Source organism: Paenibacillus sp. FSL H3-0329 (assembly GCF_037963285.1).
Taxonomy (GTDB): Bacteria; Bacillota; Bacilli; order Paenibacillales; family Paenibacillaceae; genus Paenibacillus_AQ; species Paenibacillus_AQ odorifer.
Window position 1 is genome coordinate 1,846,558 of record NZ_CP150150.1, and the last position, 21,916, is coordinate 1,868,473.

Sequence of the window (21,916 nt, forward strand, 5' to 3'; positions counted from 1 at the left end):
AAAATCATGTGTTATTCTTCACATTCGCCCATCCCCAGATTGACAGAAGCAAGGGCACTGGCTATACTTGAAATGTTAAAATGCAAATCGGACAAATCGTTGATGAAAATGAAGTACACCGGAGGATGGCTTGGTCAGAGAAAAGGTTCCTTTACGAAACGTTTCGTAATGGCTGTGAGAACCTTGAAGACAGGCCGGTGGAAAGCTAATTTCGGAGTGTGAGATCAATGCTCACCGGGGGCGCCCGTTATCAGCCGCGACAAGGCGATCGTCTGCAATTGTCCCATGAGTGGGGTCAAGGCGATAACCAGGGTGGTACCGCGATATTAATCGTCCCTGAATTATTCAGGGGCGTTTTTTTGTTTTTATTTTTTAGGTATTTTGTAATTTCCGGTGTAAATGCCGAAGTAAAAAGATGAGACGGGAGCTGTAAATTATGAAAGCAAGTGAAATTCGTTCCAAATGGCTTAAGTTTTTTGAAAGTAAAGGTCACAAGATTGAACCAAGCGCGTCCCTCGTTCCTCACAACGATCCTTCGCTTCTGTGGATCAATGCGGGTATGGCACCTTTGAAAGTGTACTTCGATGGCCGGGAGGTTCCAGAAAATCCGCGCCTGACCAACTCACAAAAATGTATTCGTACCAATGATATTGAGAATGTGGGTAAGACACGCCGTCACCATACGTTTTTCGAGATGCTGGGTAACTTCTCCATCGGTGATTATTTCAAAGAAGAAGCTATCACATGGGCTTGGGAGTTCCTAACCGGCAAAGAGTGGATCGGCTTTGACCCGGAACGTATTTCCGTAACGGTGTACGCAGAGGATGAAGAGGCATTTAAGCTGTGGAATGAAAAGGTTGGCCTGCCTGCTGAACGCATCATTAAGCTGGGCGACGATAATTTCTGGGATATTGGCGAAGGCCCATGCGGTCCTTGCTCGGAAATCTTTTATGACCGCGGAGAAGCTTACGGCAGTGATATGAGCGATCCGGAAATGTATCCAGGCGGAGAAAATGAACGTTGGCTGGAAGTATGGAACTTGGTGTTCTCACAATTTAACCATAACAAGGATGGCAGCTATACGCCACTTCCGAATAAAAACATTGATACAGGTGCTGGTTTGGAGCGTTTTGCATCCATTCTACAGGATGTAGATTCCAATTTCGACACTGATTTGTTCCAACCTATTATTCAAAAGACAGCACAGCTCGCGGGTGTAACTTATAAAGATAACGTTGAGCAGGATATCGCGCTTAAAGTAATCGCTGACCATGTGCGTACCGTTACTTTTGCAGTAGGGGATGGAGTACTTCCTTCTAATGAAGGACGCGGTTATATTATCCGCCGTTTGCTTCGCCGTGCTGTTCGGTACGGAAAGACCTTGGGTCTGGATCGTCCATTCCTGTATGAGCTGACTGAAACCGTTGGCGAAATTATGGGTGTCTACTATCCATCCGTTGTGGACAACCGCGAATATATCGCAAAGATTATTCGTACTGAAGAAGAACGTTTCCACGAAACATTGTCTGACGGATTGGCTATTTTGGGTGAGATCAGTGCTAAAGCAAAAGCAGAGGGTCTCAGCAATATTGCTGGAGCCGATGCATTTAAGTTATATGATACTTATGGATTCCCATTTGACTTGACCGAAGATTTCGCAGCGGAGCAAGGATTAACTGTAGACCGTGAAGGTTTTGATGCGGCTATGCAGGAGCAACGTGACCGTGCAAGAGCTGCACGTCATGATGGCGGCAGCATGAAGATTCAGGGAGGCGCACTAGCAGACCTGACGGTTAAAAGTGAATTTGTTGGATATAATGACTCGGTAACAGAGTCGAAAATCCTGGCTATTGTTGTGGGTGATGAATTGGTAGATGTCGCCGGCGAAGGCGCAGAATGCCAAGTTATTCTTGAAGCAACACCGTTCTATGCTGAGAGCGGCGGACAAGTAAGTGACACCGGTGTGCTTACTGGGAGTTCAGTTACGGCTAAGGTAAAAGGACTCTTTAAAGCGCCGCACGGCCAACACGTACATTTGGTAACTGTGGAAGCGGGAGAATTGAAAGTGGGCGAATCCGTTCGCGCGGAAGTGGATCGTGCAGAGCGTGAAGATATCGTGAAGAACCACACAGCTACCCATTTATTGCACAAAGCGCTTAAAGAAGTTCTTGGCGGGCATGTTAATCAAGCGGGATCTTTAGTGGAAGGTGCTCGTTTGCGGTTTGACTTCTCCCATTTTGGAGCGATTACTCCAGAAGAACTGAGCGATATCGAACATCGCGTAAATGCACAAATCTGGCGCGGTCTAGATGTAGTGATTGAGAACAAGCCGATTGATGAAGCTAAAGCAATGGGAGCAATGGCGCTCTTTGGTGAAAAATACGGTAATATCGTCCGTGTCGTTCAAGTGGGCGATTACAGTCTTGAGCTTTGCGGTGGTTGTCATGTATCCAACACGTCGCAAATCGGAATTTTCAAGCTGCTTAGCGAAAGTGGCATTGGATCCGGAGTGCGCCGCATCGAGGCAGTTACCGGACGTTACGCTTACCAGTTCACTGAAAGCCAGCTAGATTTGCTCAAACAATCAGCAGGCCTTCTCAAGTCTTCTCTGAATGATGTTCCGAAACGGATTGAAGCGCTGCATAACCAGGTGCGTGAGCTTTCACGTGAGAATGAATCTCTGCAATCCAAGCTGAGCGCTACTTTTGCTGCTGAACTTACAAGCAGTGTGAAGACAGTTGGCGCAGGTACGCAGCTTCTGGCTGTTGCTGTTCAAGCAGGCAATATGGATGCTTTGCGTTCTACAGCGGATGAATTGAAATCCAAGCTTCCGGATGCAGTGCTTGTATTAGGTGCAGCGATGGATGATAAGGTGAACTTTGTAGTATCTGTACCGCAAGACCTTGTGAAGAAAGGTTTCCACGCTGGTAAACTCGTTAAAGAAATCGCAGCGGTTTGCGGCGGCGGCGGTGGCGGGCGTCCAGATATGGCGCAAGCCGGCGGTAAAGATGCTTCTAAGCTAAACGAAGCATTGGCAAAGGCTGAAGAATTGGTAGCTTCCTTAGCCTAAGTTAAAATTACGAAACCATTTCTCTAACTAAACGTATTACGAGAAAACATAGCGGTACTGAGAGTTTGATATCAGTACCGCTACTCTTTATTAGCAGGATGTTAGATTATTCATGAAGAATTGTGCTTGACAATAGCTTAAAAGCCAAAAATATCATAATTTTTGTAGAGAAAATGCCAAAAAAAGCGTTAATAACGGGCAGGATTTCCTCGTTGGGGCATGAATATGTTATGATAAAGGAAGCAAGCGAGCTGCACAGTAGCAACTTTGCGAAGCCGTCCCAAAAGGCGATTTTGCAGAAGGAAGGTGTCACAAATGGACTCCATGGACAAAACGGTCAAATTCAATGTGAAGGGCGACGAAAAGGAAGCTTCTCCCCAGGAAATATTGCTAGCAGTATACGATGCACTGGTGGAGAAAGAGTATCATCCGATCAATCAGATCGTAGGGTATCTTCTTTCCGGAGATCCGGCTTACATTCCGCGCCATAACAATGCGAGAAGTTTGGTCCGGAGAAAAGAACGTGATGAGCTGATTGAAGAGCTGGTTAGATTCTATCTCGTCAATCACAGGGTGGACAATCCGAAATGAAGAAAAAGTTAGGTTTAGATTACGGCGACCGTAGAATCGGTGTAGCCACAAGCGATGTTTTTGGCTGGACGGCACAAGCTCTTGAAACGATTGAGCGCCGAGGTACGGGTAATGAGTTCGAACGCATTCGTGAACTTGTTGCAGAGCACGAAATTGGAGAGATTGTAGTTGGTCTGCCGAAGAATATGAACGGCTCAGTAGGACCCCGGGGCGAAATCTGTATTGAATTCGCTGATAAGCTACGGGAAGAGTTAGAAATGCCCGTACACCTTTGGGATGAGCGTCTGACGACGGTATCCGCAGAGCGGGTGCTGATTGAAGGGGACGTCAGCCGGAAGAAACGCAAGGGGATTGTGGATAAAATGGCTGCAGCCCTGATTTTGCAAAATTTTTTGGATGCTAACAGTAAAAGGTGAGGGGTGCGAGGATATGACAAACGAACAGATTGGCCAAGAGGAAGAACCGGAAATTATCTATATTCCCGATGAGGAAGGTAATGAAGAGGAATTCGAGGTCATTATGAAGTTTGAGGTTGATGGCTCGGACGCTAAGTATATGATGGTGGTTCCGCTAGACTCCGAGGACGAGGAAACCGATGAGGTATACGCGTTCCGTTATGTGGAAGAAGGCGACGATCTTCAATTGTTCATGATCGATAATGATGAGGAGTGGGCGATTGTCGAAGAGACTTTCAACACACTGGTCGACGAGTTGGACGGAGGATCGGAGAATGACTGAGATATCCGCTGATCAAGCGGTGTGGACTTCACGGCTTAAAGAAGCATACGGAGAAACTGTAGAACTGGAAGATGAGCAAGGCAAATCTTCCATTTACGATATTATCGCCGAATTTGAAGTCGGTGATCGCGGATATGCGGTGCTGAAAGGCTCTGGCAAAGACGTGGAGTATGAAATCCTGCGTATCGTTATCTCTTCTGACGGACTTCCGGAATTGGAGAGCATTATGGACGATGAAGAGTGGGAAGACATCTCTGAGCTATACGATGAGATGACTTTTCCAGCAGATGGCGCTGAATAAATCTTAAACATGTACGTTACATTTATGATGGGCACGGAAGAGGGCGGAGAATTCCGCGCTCTTTTTGCTTGAAATGCGAGCAATATCCTGTATAAACATCAATTTAAGGAAATATATATTGAATTCTAGGCAATACACTTTTATACTTTATAGTCGGAAAGTGAGGAACCAGACTTGAAATCCGCAATCCGTACTGTGTTAATCATTATTCTTTTGCTGGCAGCAGCAGGAGGTGGGGGAGCATGGTACATTTGGAACGGGATGCAGCCGGTAGAGCCTGCAGGTCCTGCTGTAACATTTACGATAGAGAAGGGCATGGGAAGTGCGGAGATTGCTGATCTGCTTGAGCAGAATGGCATTATCCGTAAGAGTCTTTTTTTTAAGGGATATTTGAAATGGACTAAAGAAGGTTCTAGCTTCAAAGCAGGTACTTATATCGCTAAGCCGGGTGACAGCTATGATGAACTCATTGCGAGATTAAATGCAGGTGATGTAGTTAAGGAAGAAACTGTGGTCTTTACCATCCCCGAAGGATATACTGCTGAGCAGATCGCTAAGAAGCTCGCTGAAGCTTGGAATCAGGATGCGGCTACTTTTCTTGAAATTATGGATACTGGTGCAGGTTTGAAGGGGATTGATATTCTGGGTATCCCGCAGGATAAGAATCTTCGCCACCGTCTTGAAGGATATTTATTTCCCGAAACCTATGAACTGGCCAAGGATAGCACGCCCCAGGAAGTTGTAGAAGCACTTTTGGATCAGTTCCAGAAGAAGCTGGATACGATTCCCGACTGGCAGCAAAAGCTAGAAACGCGTGGATTGTCTCTGCATGAACTGTTAACCGTAGCCTCGCTGGTAGAGCGGGAAGTTGTGGTGGATAGTGAACGTCCGCTTGTGGCCGGTGTTATTTATAACCGCCTAAAGAAAGAGCAGAAGCTGGAGATCGACGCTACCGTTCAATATTTACTCAATAAGCAGAAGGAAAGACTTTTGTATAAAGATTTGGAAGTTGATAATCCATATAATACGTATAAGAATATTGGACTTCCTCCGGGACCTATTAGTAATCCGGGGCTGGAGTCCATTCAGGCGGCACTCGAACCAGAAGCTTCTGAATATTATTTCTATGTGACCAAAAAAGATGGTACACAGGACCATTTGTTTGCTAAGACCTACAAGGAACATTTAGCCAATATCGAAAAAAGCAAGCAAGAATCGAAATAAACTATTAAAATGAAGAGTGGTGCGGTTGAAATAACTGTACAAGTAGGAGGTACAACATGACTAACAAACCGGAATTGCTGGTGACGGCAGCGTCCTTAGAGGAAGCTGCTGCTCTGCTGGATGCCGGAGCAGATGCGCTGCTCATTGGGGATGACCGTTTCGGGATGCGGCTTGCTGGACATTTCTCTCTGGAGGATACAGCGACTGTCGTAGAAATGGCGCATTCGCGAGGCTGCAAAGTGTATGCAAGCTTGGGTGGGCTGATGTCTAACCGTCTGCTGGATGAGCTTCCTGACTATGTGAAGGCTTTAGGTGAGCTTGGCATTGATGGTGTTGAATTCGGGGATCCAGCTGTGTTAACCACAGTGAAGAAAGAAGCGCCAGCAATGAAGCTGCACTGGAATGCGGAAATGACTTCCACCAACTATGCGACCGCGAATTATTGGGGACGCAAGGGGGCTTCTCGTGTCGTGCTGGCCCGTGAGCTGAATATGGATGAAATGACGGAAATGGTTCCGCTTTTGGAGATTGAGGCACAGGTGCAGGTTCATGGAATGACTAATATATACCATTCCAAGCGGAAGCTTGTTGAAAGCTATATGTCACATCAAGGCCGTCCTAGTGATGGAGGAAGTCTCGGGAAGGAACGCGGACTATTTCTGATTGAGGAAGAACGAGATGACCAGAAATTCCCGATTTATGAAGACGAGAACGGCACTCATATTATGAGCTCGGATGATATTTGTATTTTGGAGGATCTGCATATTCTGATGGCAGCAGGTATACACAGCCTTAAGATTGAGGGACTCTTGAAATCGATAGCGTATAATGTGACGGTTGTGAAGACTTATCGTAAAGCTATAGATCTTTATGCGGCTGATCCGGAAGGTTATGCCTTCGATGAGGAATGGATGGATGTAATCAGAACGGTGCAGGACCCTGAACGGGAGTTAAGCTTCGGATTTTTCTATAAAGAGCAAGTATATTAAGTTTGACAAAAATAAAGAGGTTATAGGTCCCCACGAAGATTATGACAGCATTTATAGCATGTGACTTAGCTTTGTGGGCGATGGAGGGGAGAACAGGAATGGGAACCATGACAAAGCCGCAATATAAGGGCAAACGTTACCGTCTGGACAAACCGGAGCTCCTTGCTCCGGCTGGTAATTTGGAAAAATTGAAGTTCGCAGTACACTATGGTGCGGATGCTGTTTATATTGGAGGACAGCAATACGGCTTGCGTTCCGGCGCAGATAATTTCAGCTTCGAGGAAATGCGCGAAGGTGTTGAATTCGCCAAGAAATATGGCGCTAAGGTATTTGTTGCAACAAACATATATGCTCACAATGAAGATGTCGCGGGAATTGAAGAATACCTGCGTAACTTATATGAAGCTGGCATTGCTGCCATTATCGTAGCTGATCCAATCATTGTAGATACAGCACGCCGGTTAGTGCCTGGACTTGAAGTACATTTAAGTACACAGCAGTCTACGTTGAACTGGCAAGCGGTGTCCTTCTGGAAAGAAGAGGGGCTTCCACGTGTTGTTTTGGGCCGTGAGACAAGCCTGGAAGAGATTGCTGAGATTAAAAAACATGTCGACATTGAAATCGAAAGCTTCATCCATGGTGCCATGTGCTCCTCATATTCGGGTCGTTGTGTATTGTCCAACCATTTCACCGACCGTGATTCCAATCGCGGGGGCTGTTGCCAGTCTTGCCGCTGGAAATATGATTTGTTTGAGGATGCACGTCCGGAAGGGACTTGGGTGTCTGAGGAAGAGCAGGCTGAAGCGAAATCTCCAGCTCCTCTGCTTCCAGGTGTAACTCAGATTCCATTGCATCAGCAAGGAGATAATCCCTTCTCCATGGGCTCTAAGGATCTGTGTATGCTGGAAAGTATACCTGAACTGATTGAAGTGGGCATCGACAGCTTCAAGATCGAAGGGCGAATGAAGTCAATCCACTATGTGGCTACTGTCGTAAATGCATATCGTAAAGCCATTGATGCTTATATGGCAGATCCGGAAGGGTATGAATTGAAGCAGGAATGGCTGGATGAGCTTAACAAAGCGGCTAACCGTCCGCTAAACACAGGATTCTTCTATGATACTCCGGATCATGAAGATCATATCTATGAGCCTGAAGAAAAAGCAGCTCCGTATGATTTTGCCGGACTTGTAATTGAATACGATGCTGAAAGTGGTACGGCACTAGTTCAACAGCGCAATCACTTTAAGCCAGGTCAGGAAGTAGAATTCTTTGGACCTAACGATACGTTCTTCAAGCAAACGGTTGGCGAAATATGGGATGAGAAAGGCAATTCGCTTGATGCCGCCCGTCATCCACTGCAACCTATTCGCATGAAGGTAGATCAACCAGTTGCATACTTTGATATGATGCGTAAGAAGAAGTTTTAATAAAAAACAGGGAAGCTTTTGGTCATCCCAGAGCCTCCCTGTTTTTCTTTTTGACAAAGCGAACAATAAGTTATATATATTAGGGATTAACAAATATATCCAAGGGAGGAGGTCCAACAAGCTATTTATTATGATTAAACATACATAGGTTAAAAGTTGTAAAAAAAGTCTCGTAAAGCTAAGGAAAAAGACCTAATACGCCGATATATATATTGGTTAACGCTTTCATGCGTATTCTAATATTAGCGGGTAGGTGATCAAGATGGGGGATCCTGATCAAGATAGTATTAGTGAAAAGCATAATGAGAGAAGGTTTAGCATGAATAAAAAGAATAAGAAATCGGCGATTACAGGAAACAAGGAAACAAGCAAGATTGAAGGGGCAGGCAAGACACCTAAGTTTAATTTGAAGAATGGAATAGATTTACGGGGACAGATCAAAAGAGTTAATCCTATGGAATCTGTTGGCGTGAAGATATTCCTGATATTTTTGTGTGCAATTGTAATTGTGGTAATGGCACTTGGACTGCTATCTTATTCAAAAGCCAAGAAGACAATTAAGAACAACGTATCGGAAGCCTACCGTCAGACTATTATTCAGACCTCAGAGAAGTTAGATATTACTTTGAAGCAGTACGAGAACTTGGCTTTACAGCTTTATTTTGATGCGCAGATGCAAGAAGATTTGAAGTCTTTAGTGACTGCACAATCTTCCTATGAGAAATTTGAAGCTACAAGCGCAGTAAGTAAAAAGTTGTCCAGTCAGATTACAACGGATTCTAATATTCTTAGTGTTTCTTTGATCCCGGAGTCACCTGATCAAGACATTGTTACAAGTGGCAGTGGCGGCATTAAGTTAGATAACATTAGAGAACAAGAATGGTATAAGAAGATTGTCGACAACACTGCATCTTATGAATCCTACTATTCTAAAGGTGATGGTGATGCGGCCAAGAACATATGGTTCTCTACAGCTGTTCAAGGTGATGGAGACAAAAATATTGCTATGGCAAGATCTCTCAAAACCCTGGGCTCAGGTACAGGATACATAGTCATCCTTGTGTTGAAGAATACATTGCTGGAGGAATCATTCGCAAGTGTCCAGCTGGGAGATGGCTCTCGAATTCAACTTGTCACTCCTGATGGAACCGTAGTAGCTTCTTCGGATTCAAAAGACGATGGTAAACCTTCAGAGTTTGCTTTTATTCAGGCAAGTAAAAAAGATAACAAGAGTTTGGATGAAAAAGATACAAACGGGGAAGAAATCCTTGCTGTCTTTAATCCAATGATCCGGGCGGATTGGAAGTTGGCAGGGGTAGTCCCAACAGATGAGCTAGTGAAAGAAGCACGTCCGATTCTGTTGACTACTTTTATTGCGGCTGCTGGCGCGGCTCTTCTAGCCATAGTAATCGGGATTTGGATGGTGCGTATGATTGCTCGTCCTCTAGCTCGCTTGAAGGATCTTATGGTACAAGGTGCAGGTGGTGATCTTAGTGTACGTACAGAATATGTATCTAAGGATGAAATTGGCCAGCTGTCAGCTTCCTTTAACGTGATGATGGAGCGTATTACTGAGCTTGTATCGCAAACGACAGAAACCGCTCGGGATGTGCTGGAGACCGCTGGTGAGCTTGGTGAAGCCTCACGTAAGACAGCTATTTCTGCGAAGGAAATTGCAGCCGCTACGGAAGAAATTGCCGGTGGGGCAGGCAGCCTGGCGCTCGAAGCTGAACGTGGTAATGAGCTTACAGATGTGATAGCTACGCAAATGCAGACTGTGATTTATGCCAACACTGAGATGGATGAAGCAGCACGTGGGGTTGGTGAAGCTAGTGCTCAAGGTGCTAAGCAATTAACGGACCTGCTGGATCAGACTAGCCGCACTGGAGAAAAAACAAGTGCGCTTGTCGAACGTGTCAACCACCTGAAGGAGACCGTATTCTCCGTAATTAAGGTGTTGGATGTGATGAAGAGTATCACGCAGCAGACGAATATTTTATCATTAAATGCGACAATAGAAGCCGCTCGTGCAGGAGAAGCTGGTAAGGGCTTTATGGTAGTTGCGGGTGAAGTGCGGCAGCTTGCTGACCAATCGAAGCAATCTATTGCCCTTGTTGCTGGAATTACGGATAAGATCATGGCGGAAATGAACGAAACGGAAGCTGTATTATCCGAAGTAGCACCACTGTTTAAAGAACAAGTAAGCTCTGTGAAGAGTACAAGTGATATCTTCTTGTCCGTAAAAGGACAGATGGATGAATTCATAACAAGCTTAGAATCGGTAACAACAGCGATTAGCAGTCTGAATCATTCACAAGGTGTGTTGTCAGAGGCTATGGGGAATGTTAGCGCCGTAGCAGAACAGTCTTCAGCAACTTCCGAAGAAGTAGCTTCCCTCAGTAATGAACAGCAAAATGTAAGTGATCAACTCGTTTCATTATCTGGCAAGCTGGAAAGTGCTTCAGGTCAATTGAAGGACAAACTGTCATTATTCACTATAAAATGAGTGGATTCATCACTAATCTCTAAATTGTTTACCTAACAAAACCGCTTCTTCAACATGAAGAGGCGGTTTGTTGTTGTGTAATGAAGAACTACACCGTATAATAACTTTGTTAGGTATTTGTTATAATTTAATAACAAGTTAGGTAAAAAGTATTAAGGAGAAGGACCAAATGAAAGGTAGACGCATCTCTGGCTGGTGGTCCGTTATCGGGGACATGAGCATGGAACGCAAGCTGCTCCTCGTCTTTTTAATTATCATTACCCTCCCGCTATCCTTCATCAGTGTATTTACCTTCAAGAGCTACTCAGAATCTATTCAGGGGAACACTATTGCTTATTCTGAGAAATTAATCGATCAAATGATGGATGGAGTAGACGATTATATCGAAGATATGAAGCGTATTTCATCTATGCCCGCCTATGTGAATGATATCAAACTTAATTTAATACGTTCAAACCGCTACCATGAGCAGAAAAAGATTATGGGAGGCGCAACTGGGAGTGCTACTTTATCACCCGGTGATTTTGATCTACTGTTGTCCATTCAACGGGGGATAGAGGGCAACATTTCGTTTATTAACAATATTAAGCGAGGCGCGAACTCGGTTTATATTTTTGACGCTTACGGAAATGGTTATTATTCTGCGAAGGATGGTGGCGTACGGCTCGATCTCGAGCAAAGCTATAAATACTGGAGCCAGCAGACTAAGGATTCCAGCGGAGAAGCATTATTGTTCGGTACTCAGGCGTATACAAGTAATCTGCAGAGCACCCGATATGCTTTTACCGTTGTTCGCAAAATCGTGGATGGCTTGTTAAATCCAATCGGGCTGATTGCGGTTGAAGCGAATATTAGCAATTTGGAGAATCAAGTTACGGAGCTGGATAAAGTCACCCATGGGAAGTCGTTGATTGTGGATGAGAAAGGAATGGTCATCTACGACAGCGACAAGAAGCTGCTGGCCACAGATATTTCTGATTCAGACTTGTTCAAAAGAGTTGGGGGAATTTCTGGAAGCTTCTATGATACAGTCAACGGAAAAGAGCGCTTAAATATATACTCTGGTTCTGCCAAAACCAATTGGAAGGTAATTATCTCTATACCTGTTGATGTACTGATGCGTGATGTGAAGGTGACCCGTAATACAACACTTGCTGCTACATTAAGTATCATTGTACTGGCGTTAATTATTTCGATTATTCTTTCCGTTGCCCTTACTAAGTCTCTGACTCAGATGATTCAATTGATGAAAAAAGTTCAGGGCGGCGATCTGGATGTGATGTTCAGAGTTAAGCGGCGTGATGAAATTGGTCTGCTGGGGCATCAATTCAACCGTATGTTAGCCCGAATCAGGCAGTTAATTCAGGATATCTACCGCATAGAAGAACAGAAAAAGGAAGCGGAGCTTCATGCGCTGCAGAGTCAAATCAATCCTCATTTTATCTATAACACACTGGAGTCCATCCGAATGACCGCTGAGCTGAATGATGATGTCGAAGCTGCGGATATGATCTCTATTCTGGGCAAACTGCTACGGTATAGTACAAGTGATCTGAGCGGTAATACGACATTGAAGCAAGAGCTTGGATATGTGCGTAATTATGTTGAGCTGCTTAACTATCGTTATCCTAACCGGTTTTTGCTGGATATTGATGTGCCGAAGGCGTTAGATAATTACTCTATTATCAAGCTGGTCTTCCAGCCCATCATTGAGAATGCTGCTTATCATGGCTTAGATGATAATAAGCCGCAAATGCATTTAAGCATCCACTGTGAGATTACAGAGCAAATGTTGTTGTTTCATATCAAAGACGACGGTATCGGAATGGATGAGAAGACTTTGGAGAAATTGAATGATGGGCTGCAGAACGAAAGTCCTCCTAAGAAAAGCATTAACGGGGGCATAGGCATGAAAAATGTACAGCAGCGAGTGCGTCTTCATTATGGAGCGGCATTTGGGATCCAGGTATATAGTGAGCTTGGACGAGGGACCGATGTTATTTTGTCGCTGCCATTACTGGAGCCGGAAATGATTGGCTTACCTGAGTAACGAAATAAGAGGGGGCTGTCCGTTGAAGGGGTTGAAATTAGAATGGACTATGCGAACCATACTGTTACTTCTCTTGGTGTTATTGAGTAGTAGCTGTGCCAATAACAATAAGCAGGCGCAATCCACTCCGCCTCCAGTTGGAGACGAGGTGATGTCTGACTTGTCCGGCACCATAGTCATGATGACCAATCGAATAGATCTGATTGAGAACGGAACTTTTCAAGGATACGCGGACCAGTTTAAACAGAGATACCCCGAAGCCAATGTGGAATTTGAAGGTTTGTCCAATTATGCAACGGATATTCTGGTACGGCTGTCCACGAAAGATGCCGGTGATGTACTGCTGCTTCCGGTGAATCTTCCGGCAAAGGAGCTGGATTATTTTTTCGAACCGCTGGATGAAGAAACCGCTGCTAGTGAGCGTTTCACTTCTTTTGCTACGTATAACGGGAAACGTTATGGGCTGTCCACTGGGACTACTACGGTTGGGATTGTCTATAATAAAAGGGCATTCGAAAAAGCAGGGATAACTACTGTTCCGAAGACACTGGATGAATTCTACGAAGCTTGTGCGAAATTAAAACAAGCGGGTATTATCCCCCTATATATGAATTATGGGGCCGTCTGGCCTTTACGTGAATGGGGGAACAGTCTGGTTAACTATATGACAGGCAATCCAGAGTATCTAAATAATATGGTAAATGAGGATAGCCCATGGCAGCTTGATAATGAGTGGGGGAAATCAATTTCCATTGCTCGAACCTTAATTGGTAAAGGCTACGTAGAAGATGAACTATTCTCGAACAATTGGGAGATATCAAAGACTAGGCTAGCTAAAGGTCAAGCAGGAATGTATTTACTGGGGAATTGGACGATTGGACAAGTCCTTGATGTGGGGGCTGACCCGGATGATATAGGATTCTTCCCGTTTCCTTATGATAATGGCAGCACTCATTATGCACCGATCAATCCAGATTGGTTCATGGGGGTTAGTAAATACACCAAGAACAAAGAGCTTGCTATGGCGTGGTTGAATTTTTTTGTAAAGGAGACTTCCTATCGGGATGACTGGGGATTCCTTCCGGCTGATGGAAGCTTGAATTCCTCTATGTCGCAGTACCGTGAGTTTTTATCTTATAAGCCTAAGCTACTTGATGCTACCGTACAAAGTGATGCGTTCATCGATCTGGCGAATAGAGCCAAGCTGTCCTTTTGGTCCGGGGATTACATTCAGGAGTTACTGGCTGCGCCTGATTTACAAAAGGCTTTTGACGAATTGAATGCAAAATGGAAGGAAGCGCGGGCAGGAACATCAGAAACTTCTCAGCCTTAAAGTTAGTACTACATAAATTTGATGACATTCTCTGGAGGGTTATATATGGCTAAAAAGGTCACTATGCAAAAAATCGCTGATCATCTCGGCGTATCCAAATTCGTTGTTTCCAAGTCACTTTCGGGTAAAGGCGGCGTTAATGAGACGACAAGAGAACGAGTGATTCAAGCGGCATCGCAGCTGGGTTATTTTACGCAAAAAAATGCTTTTGTCCAAGGCATAAAACGCACCCCTCCGGTAGGTGGCGGTGATCGGAATAAGCAATCCGTGCTGGTGTTAATGCCGAATATTCGTTCTCAGACGCAGGATTCCTTGTATTGGGGGAAAATTGTGGATGGTATTGCTATTGCGCTGGATCAGGAAGGGCTTGGGATGGTCATTATCTCTGAGAATCGTGCGGATAATTTCGTCAATATTTTGAATCCAAATGGAATCCTTGGCTTAGTAGGTGTGGGACAAATCTCTACTTCCTTACTGCTTGAGGTGCATCGTATTGGTCTGCCGATGGTGTTGATTGACCATGAAGATCCGCTAATTCCAAGTGATACCGTGTTTGCGAATAATGTGGATTCCATGGCTCGACTTACGAATCATTTGATGGGAACAGGCCATACCCAAATGCATTTTATCGGCAATATTGGATTCTCACGCAGTTTCCGCGACCGGTGGATTGGCTTCCGGAGTGCGCTGGAGGAGAGCGGAATAAGACTGCCTTTGGAAGATGATGCGAATCTTTTTCTGGAAGGGGTGGAGGAAGATTTATTTCAGGAGGATTTTAAAAGCTGGGTGAATAAGCGTAAAAAAGCCAAAACACTCCCGACAGCCTTGGTCTGCGCTAACGACTCCACAGCCCTTTCGGTCAGTGACATTCTTAAGGAAGAAGGGTTTAATATTCCGGAGGATATCTCAGTTACAGGCTTTGATAATATTGAGGATGCCTTAAGAGGAGTTCCAGCGCTTACAACTGTTCATGTTCCTAAAGAAGCGATGGGCCGAGCCGCAGTGGAGAAACTTCTGAGCCGTATTCATAATCCTTCTGCGCCGCTTGAGAAAATTCTTATCGCAGCGGACATTGTTCATCGTGATTCTGTGGATAAGCCGCGAGACTAGAACTATGTTGTGATTTGCTTGAGTAAGGGGGAGTTTAGCTATGACAGAACCAGTTGTCATGCCAAGGATTGAAGGCGAACAGATTCAACTACGAGGTGTACAAGTATCCGATCTGGAGGCTTATTATAATTTTTTGCTTGATGTTGAGATGGGGCAATTAACAGGATCACAAGGAGATTTCTCCCGTGAGCAAACAGCAGCTTGGATTCGTAAGATTAGTGTTCCAGCCGAGGATCGTGTAGATCTTATGATTATAGTAAAGGACACGGGTGAGCTCATTGGAGAAGTGGTACTAAATGAAATAGATCCGGACAATCGTAGTGCAAATATCCGAATCGGCATTTGTGGACATGAACATCGGGGTAAGGGTTACGGTACTGAAGCTATGACTCAAATGCTACGATATGGCTTTGAAACTTTGAAGCTGCACCGCATCCATCTCGGCGTATATACTTTTAACCCCAGAGCCGTTCATGTCTATGAGAAGCTTGGTTTTCAACGCGATGGTGTGGAGCGGGATGCTCTTTATGTAGACGGAGAGTTTCATAACATGATTCTGATGTCCATGCTTGAGGAGGAGTTCCGCAGTTTGTACAATTAAAAAAAGTGAATCTACGGTAAGGAAGATTGTAAGTAACTTCCTCACCAGATTCACTATGAATATTAGTCTGTAATATTTCCAGCCATTTTGAGGCGTTTGGCAATTTCTTTAAAGTCTTCGGGGGAGATTCCTGGAGCGAATTCCTCTTCGACTGCCGGAGCAACGGGGATCGGAAAACCTTTAGGGGCTCCCTGAATGACTTCAAGCGGAAGATTATCCTCCGGGTGGGTTCCCTTCCAAATCTGATCGATGGCGCCGAAGTCACTTTCACTCCAGGTGTATAGCTTGGTGTGCACGCCTTTTTCTTCATATTTTTTTGCTTCACTGAATGATTTATTATTTAACGAAGGAATCGGCACGAGCTTAGTTACATTAACACCTGTTGCCACTTCGATTGCTTTGGCATAAGCGACCACGTGGACACCACCACGGACTAAAAGGAATCCGACTACAGCGCGTGCAGCTGGATGGTCTGTCATTTCGTAGACCTTCATTTTATGTGTTCTGGCTCCGCATTCGAGGAAGAAGTTATGTAGCAGATCTTCCACTAGGTTGCCGCTATTAAATACGTTTGCTCCGGTCCACGGGTTCCCCGTTGAATCAAAAGGCATAGCCCCTTGTGCACCAGCCAGAAAGTGATAGGATAGACGCGCATCTTTTGCGGACCCTAGAGGGGTGGAATCGGGCTCTTTATAACTTGTTGACCCTCGAAGACATTTGTTGATGGCATGAGAAACCAGCTCGACGTGGCCAAGCTCTTCCGCTGTTATGCTCATCACCAAATCATAAAAGGGCTTCAGTTTGTCTTTTGAACGGAAATTAAAGGATTGAAAGAGGTAATTGTTAAGGGTCGACATTTCTCCGAACTTTCCGCCAAGCAGTTCCTGAACAGCGGCAGCAGCATTGGGATCGGGCTTCTCAACTTCAGGAATCTCGATCATGATTTCATCCATACGTTTGAACATTAATATCTCAGCCTCCTTGAGGTTAGGGGTTACTGAGCTATTTTGAGCTTAATCTATAGGAATTACTCATGAATGGGTTGAAAAGTATGGATGTGCGTCATGTAAATGGCTTTTTGTGTCGAAAAGGCAAACTGCAAATACTATCAAATACGCAATCAAATACGCATAGTAACCCGCTAACGGACACAGCTGACCCTATATGCAGTATTATCCGATATTTGCAATACTAACGGACTCCACAGCAGCTATCGTCCTAGAAAAAGCCCCAAATGGACCTCTTTTCAGGGAATAGCTTCATTGGAGTCCGAAAACTTACAATAAAGGCTAAATACATATGAATAACGTCAACTGAGTCCGTAAGCCATGTTGGATAATAGATATACGGTTAAGCAGACAAAGAATGATCAAAAAACGCAGAGCAGCGATCCTCCAATAATAGGAGAATCGCTGCTCTGTTGATTTCTAGGGTTTATGAAACCTTATTTACAATGCTAAATTACGGTCAATAAGAGCAATACGTTGCTGTACACAAGCATAAGAGCGAAGTGGATCCTCTGGAGTGTTCAGCACATAATCTAACATTTGGTCAACGGTAGTTGTAGCCACGTGGATACGAGTGTCGGAGGAAGCGTAGTAAATATAGATTTCACCGTTATCACGTGCAATCACGCCATTACAGAACACGACATTGGAGACATCGCCGACACGTTCTTCACCATCTGGTGCGATGAAATGACCGCCAGGTGAATGAGTGACTTTGTTTGGCTCATCCAGATCAGACAAGAAAGCATATAGCACGTATCGGAGTCCAGCAGCTGTGTTGCGTACACCATGAGCAATATGCAGCCAGCCTTTTGCAGTTTTGATTGGAGCCGGACCTTGGCCGTTTTTAACTTCCTTGATGGTATGGTAGTGGCGTTCATCCATGATGGTCTCACTAGTAATTACGGCATCTTCAATTGTATCCGAGAGTCCCCAGCCAATACCGCCACCGGAACCTGCATCGATAAAGCCATCTTGTGGGCGAGTGTAGAAAGCGTATTTTCCATCTACAAATTCAGGGTGGAGCACGACATTACGCTGCTGAGCAGAGCCTGTTTTGAGATCCGCCAGACGTTCCCAGGTTTTCAGATCTTTGGTGCGAACAATACCACACTGTGCTACTGCGCTAGAAAGGTCACCATGTGGAGCTTCTGGATCTTTGCGTTCTGTACAGAAGAGGCCGTAGATCCAGCCATCTTCATGGCTTACGAGGCGCATGTCGTAGACGTTGATATCAGGAACTTCTGTCTCAGGCAGCACAACTGGATGATCCCAGAAGCGGAAGCCGTCTACGCCATTGTCGCTTTCTGCTACAGCGAAAAAAGATTTGCGGTCATTGCCTTCAACCCGAGCAACAAGATAGAATTTGCCGTTCAGTGCAATAGCACCCGGGTTGAAGACGCCGTTGACGCCAATTCTTTCGGCAAAATAAGGGTTGGTGTCTGGGTTAAAATCATAACGCCAGATTAAGGGCGCATGCTCAGCAGTTAGCAGTGGATGAGTATAACGGTCATAAATGCCGTTTCCATAAGGAAGCTTTTCGTTCTTGCGGGCGATCAGGGCTTCATAACGTTCTGTTAATTGTTGTTTGCGTTCTTGGAATAATGATGACATTAGACAGTCTCCTTTATAGTTGATTTCAGTCGTGCGATCATTTCGAAGCAGGCTCTGCTGTTATGATAAGGACATTTCCAGGCGCTAACCTTTGATCCGTGAGGCAGGGGCTGAAGGTTCTCGTCCACGCCCCAGTACCATTCACCGAGCTTGTGATCCACCATGTATTTATCGATAAAAGTCCAGGAGGCTTGGGCAGCCTCATTAAATTTGCTGTCACCAGTCAGCTGATAAGCATTATAGAATCCAACAACCGCCTCAGCTTGCGGCCACCAATCTTTATCTTTGCTCAGCAGCCCGCTTGGGTCAGCTTCATTCCATATCCCACCATCGCTATCTATACCTTCCGCAAGAACGGCTTCTGCCATGGAGACAGCGACTGTTCGCACACGCTGCAGCAGCAGCTCTTCTCCAAGGGTTTCAGCAGCTTCCACCAGCAGCCAGCTTCCTTCGATGTCATGTCCGTAGGAGATAATATCTGATTTCACATTCCATGCCTCATCTAAGAAAAGATGAAAATGCTGGCCTTTCTGATCAATGATATGATCCAGCATCGTTTCGATTAGCTCAGTTAGCGTGCTCTTTAGCTCCTCCGACTTCCATACTCGATAGAGACCAGTATACGCTTCCAGAACATGCAGATGGGTATTCATAGATTTTTTTTCATTCATATCCTTGCTGCTGAGACTGAGGTTATCAGTGATTTGCCATTCCCGTGATAAAGCTTCGACATAACCTTTATAAATAGAATCATAGCCGTATTTCTCAACGAGCTGGAATAATTGAATCGCATCCTCTAAGACTTCTGGACGTCCGGTCGCATGGTAGAATTCAGCCAGTGCGTAGATAGCAAAGGATTGGCCATAGATCTGCTTTTTCTCTTGAGAAGGTCTGCCCTCAGCATCCACCATCCAGTATAATCCGCCATAATCTTTATCAATGAAGTGTTCCATCAGATAGGTATAAGCACGTTCTGCCATCGTCAGATATTCCGGTTTACCGTAGATCCGGTAAGCGCTCGCAAAGGACCAAAGGATCCGGGCATTAAGCACAAGGCTTTTCTCTGCGTTAGGAGTAATGTTCAGCTGATTGTCGATTTCACCTACAAAACCGCCGTTTACTTCGTCCTTCGTCTGTTTCATCCAAAAACTAAGAATATTATCCTGCAGCTCATCCTCAAGTTGGGTCAACCATAATTCTGGTGAATTAATCATTGTAATCAGTCACTCCTCACATTATTTGGTGATTTTTGAGGTGAAATATTTGTTGATGATCCCAGCGGCTTGCTTACCGTACATACAGTAATCATCATTCTGTGCTGCTTCTTCAATTGGATAAAGATGAGTAGGCCAATCCCAGAGCATAAAGCCCTGAACCCAATCTCTGTGCTCACATCCTTGAAACATAGCCTGATAGAATTTACTTTGTTCTTCTTGACTTGGTTCGCCCTTTAAGGTCCAATCATTGGGAATCGCAGCGCTCCCGCTCCGGCTTGGGCAACCCGCTTCCATGAAAAAGAACGGCTTATTCTGTGAGCTCACCACTTGCTCAATCCGGTCGAGCTGAGCCTCCCAATCACTAGCTGGATAATACCCACTTGAAGAAATCACATCGAGCGCATCCCACCAGGTTACGTTATCCTCCTGATACTTATCGCAATTATAAGTAAGAATACCTGAGTAGACCTTCCGCACCTCGGCAATAAGCGAACGCCATTCGGCTTCGCGTCTATCCGTCTGTACAAGCTCACAGCCAATACAGAACATTTCACAGCCTGTTTCCTCAGCGATAGCGGCATAGTGCAGAATAAATTTAGTATAAGAGCTGAACCACTCAGACCATTTAGGCTCGCAAGGGACATCCTTATCGAAAAAGTTAATATGGGCACGCCAAGTTCCGTCAGCACAATTAACAATCGGCTTCAGACATACTTTTAGCTGCAGTGACTTCGCTTTGCTGATAGCCCATTTCACTTCTTCGTCGCTAACGGTTGGAGCCTCCCAGTAGGGAATTTCCGTAGAATGAGCGGTAGCTTGAAGCGCACTGAGCGCAATGGCCGTCCAGTTCGCTCCGGTGACAGAGGACATTAATTCCAGCGAACACTCAGCTTCTTTTGTTGTCCATGAACCACGTCTACCTGAGAAACCCCAGGTTACGCCTGCAATGTATTCGTTGTTTAACATCATCGAGGATCCTCACTTTACAAATGGAAATAGATAAATTAGCAAACTTAATTTTGTTAGATAGTTATTATTGTTTTGTTAGTTTATAATAACAACTTAATTTAGTTATATACTTTTTCGTAGATGATTTCAAGGACAATTTGTAGTTGGAGCTGGGAAATTTGAATAACTTTAGTTATAGTAAATATAAGACTATAAAAGGGCGCAATCGTACATTGACGTAATGCATGGGGAGATACTATTCGTGATGATAGCGCAATCATAATAACTGGCGGATACAACTGGAGGGAATTACTTAAATGATAAATGTTATGATTGCGGACGACGAGGAAGTCATTCGCAGGGGGCTCGAAAAAATCACATCCAGAATGGAAATAGACGTACATGTAATTGGATCTTACGGAAACGGGTTGGAAGCCTGGGAACATTTAGAAAAGTTATCCCGAGAGGATATAGATCTGCTTATTACAGATATCAAAATGCCTAGAATGGATGGTTTTAAGCTGATTGAACAGGTTAGAGACCATATGGAGGATATACCTATTGCTGTCCTTAGCGGTTTTAGTGAATTTGAATATGCCCGTCGAGCGATCCGCCATGGGGTGATGGATTATTTGCTTAAACCGATTGATAAGACTCAGCTATATGAGCTGCTTAAGAGAGTAGAGGATGTAAAGAAAAAGAACGTGACGGAGCATGAGGAGATTTTCTCACAAGCTGCGGATGGTGGGGAACATTATGTAGTTGAGCAGACAAAAAGCATTCTGGAGAGAGAGTATGATCAGAACTTCGAGCTAGAACGCCTAGCGGAAATGGTGGGCATGAATGCGAGTTATCTCAGCCGTTTGTTCAAATTAAAGACGGGGCAGACGATCACAGACTATCTGATTCGGATTAGAATTTCTAAAGCTAAGGAACTGCTAATGGAGCATCCTGACCTGAAGAATTATGAAATTGCCGAGAAGGTGGGTTATAGCGATCCGGTATATTTTAATAAATTGTTCAAGAAAATGTGTGGTATGACACCTAAGGATTATAAAAGCGGCTGTAAATTCCCGAAAATTGAACGAGAGTTTTAGGCATATATAGGAAGCTATTTATTAGGAGGGCGAAAAGCTCTCTTTTTTTGTAGATATTTTTATAAATTAGATAACAAAATTATTATAAGT

The 21,916-nt window shown here is 44.6% G+C and carries 18 protein-coding genes; 14 read left to right on the top strand and 4 right to left on the bottom strand.

The annotated features are described in order from the left end of the window. The first annotated feature begins 436 nt into the window (after positions 1–436). The 13 genes from alaS (at position 437) to NSQ66_RS08000 (ending at position 15,943) form a co-directional block, all read left to right on the top strand. Complete coding sequence (alaS, locus tag NSQ66_RS07940; protein WP_076104917.1) at positions 437–3,070, top strand: alanine--tRNA ligase; 2,634 nt, start codon at positions 437–439, stop codon at positions 3,068–3,070. A 315-nt stretch (positions 3,071–3,385) separates the two neighbouring features. Beyond that, positions 3,386–3,661 (top strand): IreB family regulatory phosphoprotein, encoded by a 276-nt coding sequence (locus NSQ66_RS07945; protein ID WP_036675601.1) that lies wholly within the window; start codon positions 3,386–3,388, stop codon positions 3,659–3,661. Then, entirely contained in the window at positions 3,658–4,077 is a 420-nt protein-coding gene (ruvX, locus tag NSQ66_RS07950) for a Holliday junction resolvase RuvX (protein WP_036675598.1), read from the top strand. The genes NSQ66_RS07945 and ruvX overlap by 4 nt, the downstream gene beginning before the upstream one ends. Before the next feature lie 13 nt (positions 4,078–4,090). Continuing rightward, entirely contained in the window at positions 4,091–4,399 is a 309-nt protein-coding gene (locus tag NSQ66_RS07955) for a DUF1292 domain-containing protein (protein ID WP_038569507.1), read from the top strand. Beyond that, positions 4,392–4,700, top strand: a complete 309-nt coding sequence (locus NSQ66_RS07960) for a DUF1292 domain-containing protein (RefSeq protein ID WP_036675591.1) — start codon at positions 4,392–4,394, stop codon at positions 4,698–4,700. The genes NSQ66_RS07955 and NSQ66_RS07960 overlap by 8 nt, the downstream gene beginning before the upstream one ends. A gap of 174 nt (positions 4,701–4,874) precedes the next feature. Beyond that, positions 4,875–5,924: an endolytic transglycosylase MltG gene (gene mltG / locus NSQ66_RS07965; RefSeq protein ID WP_249267704.1), complete on the top strand. Its 1,050-nt coding sequence runs from the start codon at positions 4,875–4,877 to the stop codon at positions 5,922–5,924. 56 nt (positions 5,925–5,980) lie between these two features. Further along, positions 5,981–6,913: a peptidase U32 family protein gene (locus NSQ66_RS07970; RefSeq protein WP_036675589.1), complete on the top strand. Its 933-nt coding sequence runs from the start codon at positions 5,981–5,983 to the stop codon at positions 6,911–6,913. 98 nt (positions 6,914–7,011) lie between these two features. Next, a complete protein-coding gene (locus tag NSQ66_RS07975; protein ID WP_036675585.1) occupies positions 7,012–8,343 on the top strand; it encodes a U32 family peptidase in 1,332 nt (443 codons plus the stop codon). A 319-nt stretch (positions 8,344–8,662) separates the two neighbouring features. Next, on the top strand, positions 8,663–10,849 hold the full coding sequence (locus NSQ66_RS07980) for a methyl-accepting chemotaxis protein (RefSeq protein ID WP_235219364.1): 2,187 nt from the start codon (positions 8,663–8,665) through the stop codon (positions 10,847–10,849). Between the two features lie 169 nt (positions 10,850–11,018). Then, complete coding sequence (locus NSQ66_RS07985; RefSeq protein ID WP_036675579.1) at positions 11,019–12,899, top strand: sensor histidine kinase; 1,881 nt, start codon at positions 11,019–11,021, stop codon at positions 12,897–12,899. A 22-nt stretch (positions 12,900–12,921) separates the two neighbouring features. Next, positions 12,922–14,232 carry an ABC transporter substrate-binding protein gene (locus NSQ66_RS07990; protein ID WP_051490861.1) on the top strand — a complete coding sequence of 437 codons (1,311 nt, stop codon included), beginning with the start codon at positions 12,922–12,924 and terminating at the stop codon, positions 14,230–14,232. A gap of 45 nt (positions 14,233–14,277) precedes the next feature. Then, positions 14,278–15,342, top strand: coding sequence for a LacI family DNA-binding transcriptional regulator (locus NSQ66_RS07995; protein WP_036675577.1), 1,065 nt, complete (start codon positions 14,278–14,280; stop codon positions 15,340–15,342). Between the two features lie 40 nt (positions 15,343–15,382). Next, positions 15,383–15,943: a GNAT family protein gene (locus tag NSQ66_RS08000; RefSeq protein ID WP_036675574.1), complete on the top strand. Its 561-nt coding sequence runs from the start codon at positions 15,383–15,385 to the stop codon at positions 15,941–15,943. Positions 15,944–16,005: 62 nt separating this feature from the next. Here the strand turns inward: NSQ66_RS08000 and NSQ66_RS08005 are convergent, their stop codons facing one another. From NSQ66_RS08005 to NSQ66_RS08020, 4 genes are all read right to left on the bottom strand, one after another. Next, positions 16,006–16,908: a manganese catalase family protein gene (locus NSQ66_RS08005; protein ID WP_036675571.1), complete on the bottom strand. Its 903-nt coding sequence runs from the start codon at positions 16,906–16,908 to the stop codon at positions 16,006–16,008. A 483-nt stretch (positions 16,909–17,391) separates the two neighbouring features. Beyond that, positions 17,392–18,564 (bottom strand): glycosidase, encoded by a 1,173-nt coding sequence (locus NSQ66_RS08010; RefSeq protein ID WP_036675569.1) that lies wholly within the window; start codon positions 18,562–18,564, stop codon positions 17,392–17,394. Further along, a complete protein-coding gene (locus NSQ66_RS08015; RefSeq protein WP_036675567.1) occupies positions 18,564–19,778 on the bottom strand; it encodes an AGE family epimerase/isomerase in 1,215 nt (404 codons plus the stop codon). The genes NSQ66_RS08010 and NSQ66_RS08015 overlap by 1 nt, the downstream gene beginning before the upstream one ends. Positions 19,779–19,799: 21 nt before the next feature. Further along, positions 19,800–20,750, bottom strand: a complete 951-nt coding sequence (locus NSQ66_RS08020) for a 1,4-beta-xylanase (RefSeq protein ID WP_036675563.1) — start codon at positions 20,748–20,750, stop codon at positions 19,800–19,802. A gap of 296 nt (positions 20,751–21,046) precedes the next feature. Here NSQ66_RS08020 and NSQ66_RS08025 point away from each other — a divergent pair, with 296 nt between their 5' ends. Beyond that, positions 21,047–21,826: a response regulator gene (locus NSQ66_RS08025; protein WP_036675560.1), complete on the top strand. Its 780-nt coding sequence runs from the start codon at positions 21,047–21,049 to the stop codon at positions 21,824–21,826. The last annotated feature ends 90 nt before the right edge of the window (positions 21,827–21,916 follow it).